This window comes from Zoogloea sp. 1C4 (assembly GCF_009469605.1).
Lineage (GTDB): Bacteria > Pseudomonadota > Gammaproteobacteria > Burkholderiales > Rhodocyclaceae > Zoogloea > Zoogloea oryzae.
The window spans coordinates 40,624-54,587 of sequence record NZ_SSXU01000006.1 but is presented as its reverse complement, the minus strand read 5'-3'; the positions used below and the strand labels follow the sequence as shown (position 1 = coordinate 54,587).

11 protein-coding genes are annotated in these 13,964 nt (G+C 65.4%); 6 read left to right on the top strand and 5 right to left on the bottom strand.

All coding sequences use genetic code 11. The features are described 5' to 3' along the window. Nucleotides 1–5: 5 nt before the first annotated feature. From GH681_RS09185 to GH681_RS09165, 5 genes are all read left to right on the top strand, one after another. Nucleotides 6–998 carry an SIS domain-containing protein gene (locus GH681_RS09185; RefSeq protein ID WP_153161178.1) on the top strand — a complete coding sequence of 331 codons (993 nt, stop codon included), beginning with the start codon at nt 6–8 and terminating at the stop codon, nt 996–998. Nucleotides 999–1,032: 34 nt separating this feature from the next. Next, the gene (gene lptC, locus GH681_RS09180) at nt 1,033–1,614 is read left to right on the top strand and encodes an LPS export ABC transporter periplasmic protein LptC (RefSeq protein ID WP_153161177.1); all 582 of its coding nucleotides are present in this window, start codon (nt 1,033–1,035) and stop codon (nt 1,612–1,614) included. After that, nucleotides 1,611–2,171: a lipopolysaccharide transport periplasmic protein LptA gene (lptA, locus tag GH681_RS09175; protein ID WP_153161176.1), complete on the top strand. Its 561-nt coding sequence runs from the start codon at nt 1,611–1,613 to the stop codon at nt 2,169–2,171. Before lptC ends, lptA begins: the two co-directional genes overlap by 4 nt. Before the next feature lie 235 nt (nt 2,172–2,406). Beyond that, nucleotides 2,407–2,967, top strand: a complete 561-nt coding sequence (phaP, locus tag GH681_RS09170; RefSeq protein ID WP_153161175.1) for a phasin family protein — start codon at nt 2,407–2,409, stop codon at nt 2,965–2,967. Nucleotides 2,968–3,248: 281 nt separating this feature from the next. After that, nucleotides 3,249–5,486 (top strand): NADP-dependent isocitrate dehydrogenase, encoded by a 2,238-nt coding sequence (locus GH681_RS09165; protein WP_153161174.1) that lies wholly within the window; start codon nt 3,249–3,251, stop codon nt 5,484–5,486. A 124-nt stretch (nt 5,487–5,610) separates the two neighbouring features. On the opposite strand, the gene GH681_RS09160 is transcribed toward GH681_RS09165, so the two are convergent. Further along, nucleotides 5,611–8,241 (bottom strand): 3-hydroxybutyrate oligomer hydrolase family protein, encoded by a 2,631-nt coding sequence (locus GH681_RS09160; RefSeq protein WP_228111849.1) that lies wholly within the window; start codon nt 8,239–8,241, stop codon nt 5,611–5,613. Nucleotides 8,242–8,409: 168 nt separating this feature from the next. Beyond that, a complete protein-coding gene (gene aceK / locus GH681_RS09155; RefSeq protein ID WP_153161173.1) occupies nt 8,410–10,176 on the bottom strand; it encodes a bifunctional isocitrate dehydrogenase kinase/phosphatase in 1,767 nt (588 codons plus the stop codon). Between the two features lie 358 nt (nt 10,177–10,534). Between aceK and icd the strand changes: the two genes are divergently transcribed. Continuing rightward, nucleotides 10,535–11,779 carry an NADP-dependent isocitrate dehydrogenase gene (gene icd, locus GH681_RS09150; RefSeq protein ID WP_153161172.1) on the top strand — a complete coding sequence of 415 codons (1,245 nt, stop codon included), beginning with the start codon at nt 10,535–10,537 and terminating at the stop codon, nt 11,777–11,779. Between the two features lie 92 nt (nt 11,780–11,871). Here icd and GH681_RS09145 read toward each other — a convergent pair whose 3' ends face one another. The 3 genes from GH681_RS09145 to coaBC are packed head-to-tail and all read right to left on the bottom strand — an operon-like array spanning nt 11,872 to nt 13,961. After that, on the bottom strand, nt 11,872–12,300 hold the full coding sequence (locus GH681_RS09145) for an NUDIX domain-containing protein (protein WP_153161171.1): 429 nt from the start codon (nt 12,298–12,300) through the stop codon (nt 11,872–11,874). Then, on the bottom strand, nt 12,300–12,749 hold the full coding sequence (dut, locus tag GH681_RS09140; RefSeq protein WP_153161170.1) for a dUTP diphosphatase: 450 nt from the start codon (nt 12,747–12,749) through the stop codon (nt 12,300–12,302). The genes GH681_RS09145 and dut overlap by 1 nt, the downstream gene beginning before the upstream one ends. 21 nt (nt 12,750–12,770) lie before the next feature. Beyond that, nucleotides 12,771–13,961 carry a bifunctional phosphopantothenoylcysteine decarboxylase/phosphopantothenate--cysteine ligase CoaBC gene (gene coaBC, locus GH681_RS09135; protein WP_153161169.1) on the bottom strand — a complete coding sequence of 397 codons (1,191 nt, stop codon included), beginning with the start codon at nt 13,959–13,961 and terminating at the stop codon, nt 12,771–12,773. Between the last annotated feature and the right edge of the window lie 3 nt (nt 13,962–13,964).

The window sequence follows — 13,964 nt, the reverse complement described above, 5'->3', positions numbered from 1 at the left end:
CGCCCATGAGCTCCGCCCCGAATCCCGCTGCGCACGACCGCGTCCTCGCCCTTGCCCGCCGCGTCCTCGAGATCGAGGCCGAAGCCGTTCACGCGCTCGCCGACCAGCTTGGCCCGGAATTCGTCAAGGCCGTCGACCTGATCCTCGCCTCCAGCGGCCGGGTCATCGTGTCGGGCGTCGGCAAGTCGGGCCACATCGGGCGCAAGTTCGCCGCCACCCTCGCCAGCACGGGCACGCCTGCGTATTTCGTGCACGCTGCCGAGGCAGCCCACGGCGACCTGGGCATGATCACCGCCAACGACGTGCTGATCGCCCTGTCCTACTCCGGCTCCGGCGAAGAACTCCTCAAGATCGTCCCCCTCGTCAAGCGCCAGGGCGCCCGGCTGATCGCCATCACCGGCAACCCGGATTCGCCCCTCGCCCGCGAGGCCGACGTGCATCTCAACGGCGCGGTGAAGGAAGAAGCCTGCCCCCTCAACCTGGCCCCGACTGCCAGCACCACCGCCAGCCTGGCCCTGTCCGACGCCCTCGCGGTGGCGCTCCTCGACGCCCGCGGCTTTGGCGCCGACGACTTCGCCCGCTCGCACCCGGGCGGCGCCCTCGGCCGACGCCTGCTCACCCACGTCTCCGACGTGATGCGCAGCGGCGCCGCCGTTCCGCAGGTCACCGAAGACGCGCTGCTGGCCGACGCGCTGATGGAGATGACCCGCGCCGGCATGGGCATGACCGCCATCGTCGACACCGACCAGCTCATCGTCGGCATCTACACCGACGGCGACCTGCGTCGCTCGCTCGCCAGCGGCTGCAACTTCACCACCGCCCGCGTGGCCGACGTGATGAGCCGCGGCCCGCGCACCATCCACCCGGAAGCCCTCGCCGTCGAGGCCGCCGAGATGATGGAGACCCGGCGCATCAGCCAGTTGCTGGTGGCGGATGCCACCGGCCGCCTGATCGGCGCTCTCAACCATCACGATCTGATGCTCGCCAAGGTCATCTGATGGCAGCCGCAACCCACACTTCGCGGAGCGCCCGATGAACGGCCGGGGCCACAGCCTCTTCCCCCTCGTGGTGCTGACCCTCCTCGCCGGCGTCTCGGTGTGGCTCGACCGGGTCACCCAGCAGCCGGCCGTCGCACGGGCCGAAAAAGCGCACGAGGCCGACTTCTCCGCCGACAAGCTCACCGTCCGCCGATTCGACCTCACCGGCAAGATCCAGTACGTGCTGGTAGCCGACCGGATGGTCCACTACGCCGACGACGAAACCACCGAACTCGTCCGCCCGCGCCTCAACTACCTCAACCGGCCCGAGCCGGTGTGGGTCGAATCCAACTTCGCCCGTGTCAACAAGGACGGCGACGCCGTCGTCCTCACCGACAACGTCTTCGTCCGCCGCGACGCCACCGCCGGCAAGCCCGAATCCACCCTCCGCACCGAGGAAATGACCGTCTGGCCCGACGACGAGAAGATGCGCTCCGACAAACCCGTGGTGCTCACCCAGGGCAAGACGGTGATCAACGCCCAGCGCATGGAAAGCGACAACATCGTCGGCGAGGTCCGTCTGCAGGGCCAGGTCCGCGGCACCATCTACCGAAACACCCCGACGCCGAAACCATGAAACCATTCTTCCGGCTGCACGCCCATCTCGCCCCCCTCATCGCCATCGCCACCCTCGCGCTGGCCGCTCCCGCCCACGCCGAAAAGGCCGACCGTGGCAAGCCGGTCAACATCGAGGCCGACAAGGTGACGGTGGACGACAAGAACAAGATCCACATCTTCGAAGGCCACGTCGTGCTCACCCAGGGCACCCTCACCATCCGCAGCGACAAGCTGGTGGTGAGCCAGGATCAGGAAGGCTACCAGCGCGGCATCGCCACCGGCGGCGACGGCGGCCTCGCCCGCTTCCGCCAGAAGCGCGAAGGCAAGAATGAGTGGGTCGACGGCGAAGGCGAGCGCATCGAACACGACGCCCGCAGCGAGCTCTCCCAGTTCTTCCTCCGCGCCCGCGTGAAGAGCGGCGAGGACGAAGTGCGCGGCCAGTACATCCAGTTCAACGGCGTCACCGAAACCTACCTGGTCACCAACGGCCCCAACGCCACCACCCTGCCCAGCCAGCAGGGTCGCGTGCAGGTCACCATCCAGCCCAAGAAGAAGGACGGCGCAACCAACCCGTAATGGGCATGATGCGACGCAAAGCCGCAGCCCTCAACGGTCTTCGGGTGGTTTCGGAAAATCCGTACAACTGTTTGATTGCAAAAGAATTGCAGCGCCACAAAGATTATTGTGCGTCGCAACAAATAGTTGTTGACAGCTCTCCCGCTCTGAATATAATGGACTCCATTGCTGCGACGCACAAAGAGGCGTCGGATGATTTCAGGTAATAGATCCACATTCACTTAAGGAGATTGACATGACCACCCCCGAACAAATCGTTGCTGCCAACAAGGCTAACGTCGAAACCCTGCTGACCCTGGCCAACACCGCCTTCGCCAGCGCCGAGCGCATCGCTGCCCTCAACCTGAACACCGCCCGCGCTGTTCTGGAAGACTCCGTCGCCGCCGCCAAGACCCTGATGGGCGCCAAGGATGCTCAAGAGCTGCTGGCCCTGCAGACCTCCCTGGCCCAGCCGGTTGTCGAGAAGGCCGTTGCCTACTCCCGCAGCATCTACGAAATCGCTTCCCAGACCCAGGAAGAAGTTTCCAAGCTGTTCGAAGCTCAAGTCGCTGAAGCCAACAAGACCTTCGCTGCCGCCCTCGACAAGGCTGCCAAGTCCGCTCCCGCCGGTTCCGACGTCGCCGTGGCTGCTGTCAAGTCCGCCATCGCCGCCGCCAACTCCGCCTACGACAGCGTGACCAAGGCTGCCAAGCAAGTCGCCGAGATCGCCGAAGCCAACGTGGCTGCCGCGACCAACGCCACCGTCAAGGCCGTCAGCACCACCGCTCCCGCCAAGTCCTCCAAGAAGGCTGCCTAATCTGGCCAGCTGACTGGAAGCGGACGCCCCGCGCGTCCGCCTGACAGGCACAGAAAAGCCCGCCCTGCTTCGGCAGCGCGGGCTTTTTTGCGTCCACCGTCATCGCCCGGCGTGTCAATTTCGCGGGAAGGCATCACGGCATGGATGCAGAGCGGCGGGATACGTGATATTTTTCTCAGGTTGTGAAATCGCATTTCAGAAAGCGCATTTTGCAAGCGCGCCGGACCATCGAGGCTTGCGCAGGGCTGTCGTCAAAATAATCCAATACTGAGGGAAGACAAATGGCTACTGGGAAATCGAAGATCATCTACACGCTCACGGACGAAGCCCCGCTGCTCGCAACGTGCGCATTTCTTCCCATCATCCGGACCTTCACCGGCCCGGCGGGCATCGAGATCGAGAAGGCTGACATCTCCGTCTCTGCCCGCGTGCTCGCCGAGTTCTCCGAATGCCTGAGCGACGAGCAGAAGGTTCCCGACACCCTCGGCGCGCTGGGCAAGAAGACCCTCGAGCCAGACGCCAACATCATCAAGCTGCCGAACATCAGCGCCTCCGTCGCCCAGCTCAAGGCCTGTGTGAAGGAGCTGCAGGCCAAGGGCTACCCGATCCCCGACTACCCGGAGGCCCCGACCACCGAAGAGGAGAAGGCGATCGCCACCCGCTATGGCAAGTGCCTGGGCTCGGCAGTGAACCCGGTGCTGCGTGAAGGCAACTCTGACCGCCGCGCTCCCCTCGCCGTCAAGAACTACGCCCGCAAGAACCCGCACTCGATGGGCGAATGGAAGCAGTGGTCGCAGACCCACGTCTCCCACATGCACCACGGCGACTTCTACCACGGCGAAAAGTCCATGACCCTGGACAAGGCCCGCAACGTGCGCATGGAGCTCATCGCCAAGGGCGGCAAGATCACAGTGCTCAAGCCGAAGGTCGCGCTGCTCGAAGGCGAGATCATCGACTCGATGTTCATGAGCAAGAAGGCCCTGTGCAAGTTCTACGAGGACCAGCTGGAAGACTGCCGTGAGTCCGGCATCCTGTTCTCGCTGCACGTGAAGGCGACGATGATGAAGATCTCGCACCCGATCGTGTTCGGCCACTGCGTGCGCATCTTCTACAAGGAAGCCTTCGAGAAGCACGAAGCGCTGTTCAACGAGCTGGGCATCAACGTCAACAACGGCATGGTTGACCTGTACGAAAAGATCAAGACCCTGCCGGAATCCAAGCGCGACGAGATCATCCGCGACCTGCACGCCTGCCAGGAACACCGTCCGAAGCTGGCGATGGTCGACTCCGCCAAGGGCATCACCAACTTCCACTCCCCCAACGACGTGATCGTCGATGCCTCCATGCCGGCGATGATCCGCCAGGGCGGCAAGATGTGGGGTGCCGATGGCAAGCCGGCTGACTGCAAGGCCGTGATGCCGGAATCGACCTTCGCCCGGATCTACCAGGAGATGATCAACTTCTGCAAGACCAACGGCAACTTCGACCCGAAGACCATGGGCACCGTGCCGAACGTCGGCCTGATGGCCCAGAAGGCCGAAGAATACGGTTCCCACGACAAGACCTTCGAGATCGCCGAAGACGGCATCGCCAACATCGTCGACATCGACACCGGTGAAGTGCTGCTCACCCAGAACGTCGAAGCCGGCGACATCTGGCGCATGTGCCAGGTGAAGGACGCCCCGATCCGCGACTGGGTCAAGCTGGCCGTCACCCGTGCCCGCAACTCCAACACCCCGGCCGTGTTCTGGCTGGATTCCTACCGCCCGCACGAAGCCGAGCTGATCAAGAAGGTCCAGACCTACCTGAAGGATCACGACACCAGCGGCCTCGAGATCTACATCATGTCCCAGGTCCGCGCCATGCGCTTCACCCTGGAGCGCGTGATCCGCGGCCTCGACACCATCTCCGTCACCGGCAACATCCTGCGCGACTACCTCACCGACCTGTTCCCGATCATGGAACTGGGCACCTCCGCCAAGATGCTGTCCATCGTCCCGCTGATGGCTGGCGGCGGCATGTACGAAACCGGTGCCGGCGGCTCCGCGCCGAAGCACGTCCAGCAGCTCACCGAAGAAAACCACCTGCGCTGGGATTCCCTGGGCGAGTTCCTGGCTCTGGCCGTGTCGCTGGAAGACCTGGGCCTCAAGGAAGGCAACAAGCGCGCCGTGCTGCTCGCCAAGACCCTCGACGCCGCCACCGGCAAGCTGCTCGACAACCGCAAGTCGCCGTCGCCGAAGACCGGTGAGCTCGACAACCGCGGCTCCCAGTTCTACCTGGCCATGTTCTGGGCCCAGGAACTGGCGAACCAGACCGAGGACGCCGAGCTGGCCGCTCACTTCGCCAAGCTGGCCAAGGCCCTCACCGACAGCGAACAGCAGATCGTTGCCGAGCTGAAGACCGTCCAGGGCAAGGCCGTGGATATCGGTGGCTACTACAAGGCCGATTCCGACAAGTGCAAGGCCGTGATGCGTCCGAGCCCGACCCTGAACGCCGCCCTGAAGGCTGCCCGGGTGTAAGGAAAGCCTGGCCCGCCTGCACGGGGGCCAGTAAAAACGGGGGTGTGCCGGCAACGGCCCACCCCCGTTTTTTGTTGCATCGACCCAAAGCCCGGCATTCGCCGGGCTTTGTGCATGCGGCCGATCAGTCGGGCACGCTCACGGTACCTGCCGCGTAGCCGATCACGTCGGCGGCCGCCGGGCTGGTGGCGATCCGCGGTACGTTGCTGGCGCTGATCGCCGGCGCGCTGCCGGCCGTGCCGCCCCGCGGCGTGGTGTGCACCACCTGGGATGCGGGCAGCGGCGCGCCGGTCTTGAGGTGGGCGTACATCAAGTCGAGGGCCTGATTGAAGTACACGTGCAGCGGCACGATCCGGCTGTCGTAGCCGGGCAGCAGATCGATGAAGGTGTCGAAGTGCTGGGCGTTGGTCACCTCGTAGTAGCGAAGCGCGCTGCTGCCGGCCTTCTGGCCGGCGCCGTAGTAGGCCCGGGCAGCGTGATTGACCGGGATCAGCGTGTCGGAGCGACCGGCCACGATGATCGTCGGCTTGGTACCGAGCTTCGCCTCGACCTGCACCTCGCGGATGCCCTTCTGGACCTTCTCGGACAGAGCCAGCTGGGTGCCGGTGAGCTTGGCACCCGTCACCGGATCGAGACCGGTGACCATCGCCCGGGCGCACAGGGCGCCGTCGAGCGCACCGTCGGCCCGGTTGGTGGAGGGCGACTTGGCCAGGATGTCGCGGGTTGGGCCGCCCACTGCGTCGTTGTAGACCAGGTTGATGCCGCTGGTGGGCGGCACGCCGTTACCCACCGAGAAGATCATCGACTGGATGACCGCTGTAGTGGCCGTCACCGCGCCCGTACCGCTGGTGGTGGCGAAGCTGAAGCCGCAGACGTTATCGAGCACGCTGAAGCGCCCGAGGGTGTTGAGGTAGGTGACGACGATGGACGGGGTGGCGAAGGCGTGGTGGGTGGCGTGGAGCACGTCGTGCTCGGCGGCCCAGCCGTAGGCGTGGAGCTTCTGCAGCGCCTCGTCGGCCTGACCGGCGAGGGTGGCAGCGGTGAGCAGGCCCTTTTCCTTCAGCGAGGTGCAGCGATCGGTGGCATAGAAGGCCAGCGCAGCGCCGGCAGGCCCGCCAGCGGCGGCCGACGACAGCGCGGCGCAGGGTTGGTAGAGGTTGGCGTAGGTGAAGTAATCCAGCAGCGGTTTGCCGATGGTGGGCACGGTGGCCGAGCCCTGCTTGATCGTGATGCCCGAGACGTCCTTCGGCTGGATCTGCGGCTCGCTCACCGCCACGCCGTCGATCAGGCCGAGGCGGTCCTGCTCGGCGGCCATCAGCGCGGCGCCGGCGCCGTTTGAGGCCGACGAGGCGATCACGATGGTGTTGGCCGGGCGGATCACCCGCGGCTTCTTGCCGCTGGCATCGGCGGTCGAGTACTTCTCGTTGAGCACGTAGAAGGCGAAGGCGACCGCATCCAGCGTGTTGCGGCCCCAGTCCTTCTCGGGGTTCTGCTGGGAGTGGGCGTGCTTGTAGGCGATGCGGTTGGGGTAGGCGGCGTTGAAGGCGTCGAGTTGGCTCTTGGTGATGTCGGCCGCGAAGTGGGCCTTCTTGCCGGCAGCCGACGCCGTCGAGACCGTGCCGTCGATCATGTTCACCGTGTCGCGGGCCAGGTCGTGCATGCCGTTGCCGCTGCCCTTGTCGGTGTAGGCCACCGCGCAGCCGTGCTTGAGGCCCCATTCGCCCGAGGTGCCGATGGCGCCGTAGATGCCGCGGGAGCCGGACGAGGTGGCGGTGACGATGCAGGGTTTGGTCCGGTCGAAGCTGTCGGGCACCTGGACCATCAGCGTGACCTTGCGCTTGCCGCTGGAATCGCCCGAATAGGCGATGGCCTCGAGCCCCGGAACCTTGCCTTCGCCCAGGGTGTCGTTGCCATTCACGTCGATGTTGGGGCCGTAGAGCGTGCCAAAGCCACCGGCCGCCTTGTTGGCGTCCACCAGCGCCCGGTAGTTGGTGTGGATGGCGTAGCGGCGCAGTTCGGCGGCGCTGCCGAAGATCGCGGTGGTGGCGGCGGAGAGACCGCTCTTGCCGTAGCCGGCGGTGAGCAGGTCGTCGGAGACGCCGTCGTAGGTCTTGGTGGTGTAGGTGTCGGCCCAGACGTGTTCCGGCATCACGTTGTAGGTGCCGAAGCCGCCGCCGCTCGGGCGGGCATCGACCAGGGTGAGCAGGCGGTCCATCTCGTCGCCTTCGGCCTCGGCGGTGCCAGGCGTGAAGCGCGCGCTGCGCAGGCTTTCGGGGCGCTTGCCGAGTTCGGCTTCGAGGGCGTCGAGGAGGCGGGAGTCCGCATTGGCGACGGCGGTGTTGCTCACCGACTTGAAGCTGCTGGCGGCGAAGGCGGCCTGCAGGTCGGCCGTGGTCGTGGCGCCAAGCGCCAGCAGCGCAACGCTGTTGGTGGCGTTGTTGATGTTGGCCGGCTTGCCACGGTCGTCCTCGGTGACGAGCGCATGCCAGACGCCCTTGGTGCCGGTGACCTGGAGCATCAGCGGAAAGCTGAGGCCGGACGTGTCGAAGACGTAGTTGCCGCTGGCGTCGGTAGTGACGCTGCGCGTCGCGCCGGTGGCGTCCTTGATGGTGACGACGGCGTTGGCGATGGCCAGGCCTTCGGCGGCGATGCCGCTCACGCTGTGGTTGCTGCTGCCACCACCGCCGCAGGCGGCGAGGATCAGGGTGCTGCCGACAGCCAGGGCAATTGCCCGCATGCGAATCCGGTGTTCCATGGGTCTCCTCCGATTATGGTTTCGGGTTGGCGTCGCTTGGGCGACGTCCGCCTTTCATGTTGGGACCATCGGAAGGAGGATGACACTGGGGTTTACCTGAATCAGCCCAAAAAAGCCGCCGGCATGACCGGCGGAAGCATTGGGGCCGACTGAACTGCTCGGCTAAGATCATCCCGCAGGCGCGCTGTCGTCGGCGTAAAGGTGCGAGAAGCGCAGCTCCTGGGGATAGGGGTAGAAGTCTTCCACGTAACCGTTGCGGATTTTCTGTTGGGCGTCCTGCCAGAAGCGCGGGTCGAGCAGGTTGCGGTGATGCTTGAGAAAAGCCTTGCGGATGCGCGCCTGGCCGAGCAGGAAGGTGGCGAACTCTTCCGGGAAGATGTCCATCGGCCCGGCCGAATACCAGGGCTCGCCGGACATCTCCATGTCCTCGTTGGGCGCCGGCGGAATCTTGCGGAAGTTGCAGTCGGTCATGTACTCGATCTCGTCGTAGTCGTAGAACACGACGCGGCCGTAGCGGGTGACGCCGAAGTTCTTCCACAGCATGTCGCCCGGGAAGATGTTGGCGATGGCGAGCTCGCCGATGGCCTGGCCGTACTCCTTGACGGCCTCCTCCACCTGTTCCTCGCTGGCCTTGTCGAGGTAGATGTTGAGGGGCGTCATGCGCCGCTCGATGTAGAGGTGCTTGACCACCAGCGTATCGCCGACCTCCTCGATTACCGATGGCGCGAGTTCGCGCAGCTGGGCGATGAGATCCGGGTGGAAGCGGCTACGGGGCAGCGCCACGTTGGAGAACTCCAGCGTGTCAGCCATCCGCCCGACCCGGTCCACCTGGCGCACCAGCAGGTATTTGCGCTTCACGGTGGCCCGGTCCATGTTCTTCGAGCTGCCGAAGGTGTCCTTGATGATCTTGAACACGTAGGGATACGACGGCAGCGTGAACACCAGCATCACCAGCCCGCGGATGCCCGGCGCCTCGATGAACTGGTCGTTGGAATGGCGCAGGTGGGCGATGAGATCCCGGAAGAAGATCGTCTTGCCCTGCTTGCCCAGGCCCAGCATGGTGTAAAGCTCGGAGCGCGGCTTGTGGGGCATGATGCTGCGCAGGAACTGCACGTAGCCCGAGGGCACCTCCATGTCGACGAGGAAGTACGCGCGGGAGAGCGAGAACAGCAGCGAGATCCGCCAGGTGTCGAGGAGGATGGTGTCGAGGTAGAGCATCCCCGACGCGCCGTGGCGCACGGCGATCACGAAGGGATATTCCTGGTAGCCGTTGATGGCCTTGCCGATGATGTAGGCCGTCTTGTTGCGGTAGAAGGCCGAGTACAGCACCTGGATCTGGCAGTTCACCTCCATCTTCGGCCACTCGCCCAGGTGGCGCTCGACGGTGCGCATCACGTAGTCCACGTCCCGGTCGAGATCCTCGAAGGCGCGCTGCCAGTCGAAGTCCTCGATGACCCGGCGGATCGTCACCCGGAGGCCTTCATCCTGGGGGTAGTAGCTCGAATAGGTGGGCGGAAAGGACTCGATGTAGTCCGTCGAGATCGCCGGGCGGGTGAAGATGTAGGCGTTGTTGAAGTAATCCCGGTGCAGGATCTTGGTGGTCACCGAGTTGAAGAAGGTCTCGGCGAGCTCCGGCTGCTTGTGGTTGATGAGCAGGCCGATGAACTGCAGCTTCGCCGCCTGCCAGGTGGCGTCGTCGATGGATTCGGCATTGAACTCCTCGTGCAGGCGCTGCACCGTCTCATTCACCCGGTCGTCGTAGAACTGCACCCGGTCGCGCACCGCCGAAAGCTGCCCCTGCCAGTCGGCCGCCTCGTAGCCCTCCTTGGCGCGGCGGGATGTCTCGCGAAAGATCCGGTAGTGCTTGTTGAAGCCCTCGACCATGGCGTGCGCGATGGCCTGGGCAACCGGGTTCTCGGTGGCGCTGCTATCCATCTTCGTTCCCCTCGAACAATGCGCGATGCGCTCGTTTCCGGCGATGACCCGCCGCATGTAACCAGCGAGTCTAGCACCGCCGTTCTGCCCGCGCCCGTCTGCCGGAATGCCGCACTGCACAAGGATTTCCGGGAATTATTGGGTGCTTTTGGTGGTCAGATATTTCGGCCATAATCGGCTCGGTTTGCCTCCACCGGACCCGGCAACGGGGTTTGGTCCAGACGGAGGCAGATAGTGAATCGGCTGTCGCAGGGCCTCCCCGGCAGCGACGTTTCCACCCAGAACAGAAGTCGCGCGTGGCACGCTCCACGACCCGGCCGATTCGCCCACACATCCGAAACATTGCGAGGGAATTGGAATGAGTTCTTCTCTGATCAAGGTGCCGGCAGGCGGTCAAAAAATCGTCTCCGGCCAGGCTACCCCCGACAATCCCATCATCCCGTACATCGAGGGTGACGGCATCGGCATCGACATCACCCCGGTGATGATCAAGGTCATCGACGCTGCGGTTGAAAAGGCTTACGGCGGCAAGAAGAAGATTCACTGGATGGAGGTCTATGCCGGCGAGAAATCCACCCAGCTGTACGGCCCCGACGAATGGTTCCCGAAGGAAACCTTCGACGCCCTCAAGGAATACTCGGTGTCCATCAAGGGCCCGATGACCACGCCGGTCGGCGGCGGCATCCGCTCCCTCAACGTGGCCCTGCGCCAGGAGCTCGATCTTTACCAGTGCGTGCGCCCGGTGCAGTACTTCAAGGGCGTGCCCTCGCCCCTCAAGCGGCCAGACCTGGTGAACATGGTGATCTTCCGCGAGAACACCGAGGACATCTACGCCGGCGTCGAATGGGCGGCCGAATCCGAGGCGGTGAAGAAGGTCATCAAGTTCCTCACCGAGGAGATGGGCGTCAAGAAGATCCGCTTCCCGGAAACCTCCGGCATCGGCATCAAGCCGGTGTCCATCGAGGGCACCACCCGCCTCGTGCGCGCCGCCATCAAGTACGCGATCGACAACGACCGCAAGTCGGTGACCATCGTGCACAAGGGCAACATCATGAAGTTCACCGAAGGCCTGTTCCGCGACGTGGGCTACAAGGTGGCCCAGCAGGAGTTCGGCGCCGAGCCTATCGACGGCGGCCCGTGGTGCAAGTTCACGAACCCCAAGACCGGCCGCGAGATCATCGTCAAGGACGCCATCGCCGACGCCTTCCTGCAGCAGATCCTGCTGCGCCCGGCCGAATACGACGTGATCGCCACCTGCAACCTCAATGGCGACTACATCTCCGACGCGCTGGCGGCGCAGGTGGGCGGCATCGGCATCGCGCCGGGGGCCAACATCTCCGACCAGTACGCCTGCTTCGAAGCCACCCACGGCACCGCGCCCAAGTACGCCGGCCTCGACAAGGTCAACCCGGGGTCGATCATCCTCTCCGCCGAGATGATGCTGCGCCACCTGGGCTGGACCGAAGCCGCCGACCTGGTCATCAAGGCAATGGAAGCCGCCATCGGCGACAAGATCGTCACCTACGACTTCGCCCGCCTGATGGAAGGCGCCACCGAGGTGTCGTGCTCCGAGTTCGGCGACGCAATGATCGAACGCATGTAAATCCTGTCCGACGGCGGCAGCGCCAGCACAAAGCAAAAGCCCCCTCCGCATCGAGGGGGCTTTTTCGTCTGGCAGGTCCGGAACAGCGGACGTCAGCCCCAGCCCGACTCCTGCACCCACGGGCCGGCCCCGGCTGCCAGGGCGTCGCGGATGTAGGGCACGGTCGCCTCCGGCAGCGCATCCGGCGCGCACCAGCGCAGGTCATCACAGCGGTCGGGCTCGGCGATCACCGGCTCGCCCTGCCAGACGGACGCCCGCAGGAAGAAGTCGATCCGATTGGTGTCGGAGCGCCGATGCACGACGCCCACCACCGACAGCGCCGACTCGGCGAGCTCGATACCCAGCTCCTCGCGCATCTCGCGCACAGCGGTTGTACGCAGGGATTCGCCCTCCTCCACATGCCCGCCGGGCAGGCTGTAGAGGCCATCGAAGAAACCCGTTCCGGCGCGGCGCATCAGCAGCACCAGGCCGTCCCGCTCCAGCAGGACATGCACGCCAGTGGGGATGCCGGGGTGACGCATCAGTGCTTGCCCGTGCTGCCGAAACCGCCTTCGCCGCGCTCGCTCTCGTCGAAGGATTCGACCACGTTGAAGGCCACCTGCAGCACCGGCACCACCACCAGCTGGGCGACGCGCTCCATCGGCTGGATGGTGAAGTGGTCGTGGCCACGGTTCCAGACCGACACGAAGATCTGGCCCTGATAATCCGAATCGATCAGGCCAACCAGGTTGCCCAGCACGATGCCGTGCTTGTGGCCCAGACCCGAGCGGGGCAGGATCATCGCCGCCAGACCCGGATCGGCCAGGTGGATGGCAATGCCGGTGGGCACCAGCGTGGTGTGGCCCGGCGCCAGATTGATCGGCGCCTCCAGGCAGGCGCGCAGGTCCAGCCCGGCCGCGCCAGGGGTGGCGTAGGCCGGCGGCTGCTGCTTGAGGCGGTCGTCGAGGATGCGGATGTCGATGCGGTGCATGGTCGTCTCGTTCGGTTGGATTCAGGGCTTGGGCAGCAGGGCCGCCAGATGGGCCACGATGGCGCGGGCAACTTCAGGTTTGGGCGCCCGGGGCAGCGGATGGCGGCCGGCGTCGTCGAAGAGCACCACCTGATTGTCGTCGCCGCCAAGGCCGTCCTGCACCAGGTTACCGACGATCAGCGGCAGCTTCTTGGCCTTGCGCTTGCCTTCGGCGTACTGGTCGAGGTTCTGGCTCTCGGCGGCAAAACCGACGCAGAACGGCGGATTCGGCAGCCCGGCGACATCGGCCAGGATGTCCGGGTTCGGCGTGAGGGTGATCGCCATCTCGGCGCCGGATTTCTTGATCTTGTGCTCGGCCGAGGTGGCCGGCCGGTAATCCGCCACCGCCGCCACGCCGATGAACACGTCGGCGCCGGGCAGCGCGGCGAACACCGCCTCACGCATTTCCAGCGCACTCTTCACGCTCACCCGCGAACACCCCGCCGGCACTGACAGCGCCACCGGTCCGCTCACGATCGTCACGTCGGCGCCGGCCTGAGCGCAGGCCCGGGCGAGGCCGTAAGCCATCTTGCCGGAGCTGGAGTTGGTGATGCCACGCACCGGATCGATGGGCTCGAAGGTCGGCCCGGCGGTCATCACGATGCGCCGTCCCGCCAGCAGCTTGGGCTGGAAGAAGCCGATCACGGCCTCGCAGAGTTCCTCCGGCTCCAGCATCCGGCCCAAACCCACTTCGCCGCAGGCCTGCTCGCCGGCAGCGGGGCCGAACAGCGTCACACCGTCGTCGGCCAGCTGGTGCACGTTGCGCTGGGTCGCCGGGTGCTCCCACATCTGGCGGTTCATCGCCGGCGCCACCAGCAGCGGGCAATCCCGGGCGAGGCACAGGGTGGTGAGCAGATCGTCGGCAAGGCCGTGCACCAGCTTGGCCATCACGTCGGCGGTGGCCGGCGCAATGAGGATCGCGTCGGCATCTCGGGTAAGATCGATGTGGGCCATGTTGTTGCCCATGCGCGGATCCCACAGATCCGTCCACACCGGGTTGCCCGACAGCGCCTGAAAGGTGACCGCCGTGACGAAGCGCGCCCCGCCTTCGGTGAGCACCACATGCACATCTGCGCCGGCCCTGCCCAGCAAGCGCACCAGTTCGGCCGCCTTGTAGGCCGCCACCCCGCCGGTCACGCCCAGCACCAGTTTCCTGCCCTTCAGCTCACTCATGCC

Excerpts from the sequence above, each read along its gene's own strand:
- GH681_RS09185 (WP_153161178.1), top strand. The coding sequence starts at position 6 with ATGAGCTCCGCCCCGAATCCCGCTGCGCACGACCGCGTCCTCGCCCTT.
- lptC (WP_153161177.1), top strand. The coding sequence starts at position 1,033 with ATGAACGGCCGGGGCCACAGCCTCTTCCCCCTCGTGGTGCTGACCCTC.
- lptA (WP_153161176.1), top strand. The coding sequence starts at position 1,611 with ATGAAACCATTCTTCCGGCTGCACGCCCATCTCGCCCCCCTCATCGCC.
- phaP (WP_153161175.1), top strand. The coding sequence starts at position 2,407 with ATGACCACCCCCGAACAAATCGTTGCTGCCAACAAGGCTAACGTCGAA.
- GH681_RS09165 (WP_153161174.1), top strand. The coding sequence starts at position 3,249 with ATGGCTACTGGGAAATCGAAGATCATCTACACGCTCACGGACGAAGCC.
- GH681_RS09160 (WP_228111849.1), bottom strand. The coding sequence starts at position 8,241 with ATGGAACACCGGATTCGCATGCGGGCAATTGCCCTGGCTGTCGGCAGC.
- aceK (WP_153161173.1), bottom strand. The coding sequence starts at position 10,176 with ATGGATAGCAGCGCCACCGAGAACCCGGTTGCCCAGGCCATCGCGCAC.
- icd (WP_153161172.1), top strand. The coding sequence starts at position 10,535 with ATGAGTTCTTCTCTGATCAAGGTGCCGGCAGGCGGTCAAAAAATCGTC.
- GH681_RS09145 (WP_153161171.1), bottom strand. The coding sequence starts at position 12,300 with ATGCGTCACCCCGGCATCCCCACTGGCGTGCATGTCCTGCTGGAGCGG.
- dut (WP_153161170.1), bottom strand. The coding sequence starts at position 12,749 with ATGCACCGCATCGACATCCGCATCCTCGACGACCGCCTCAAGCAGCAG.
- coaBC (WP_153161169.1), bottom strand. The coding sequence starts at position 13,961 with ATGAGTGAGCTGAAGGGCAGGAAACTGGTGCTGGGCGTGACCGGCGGG.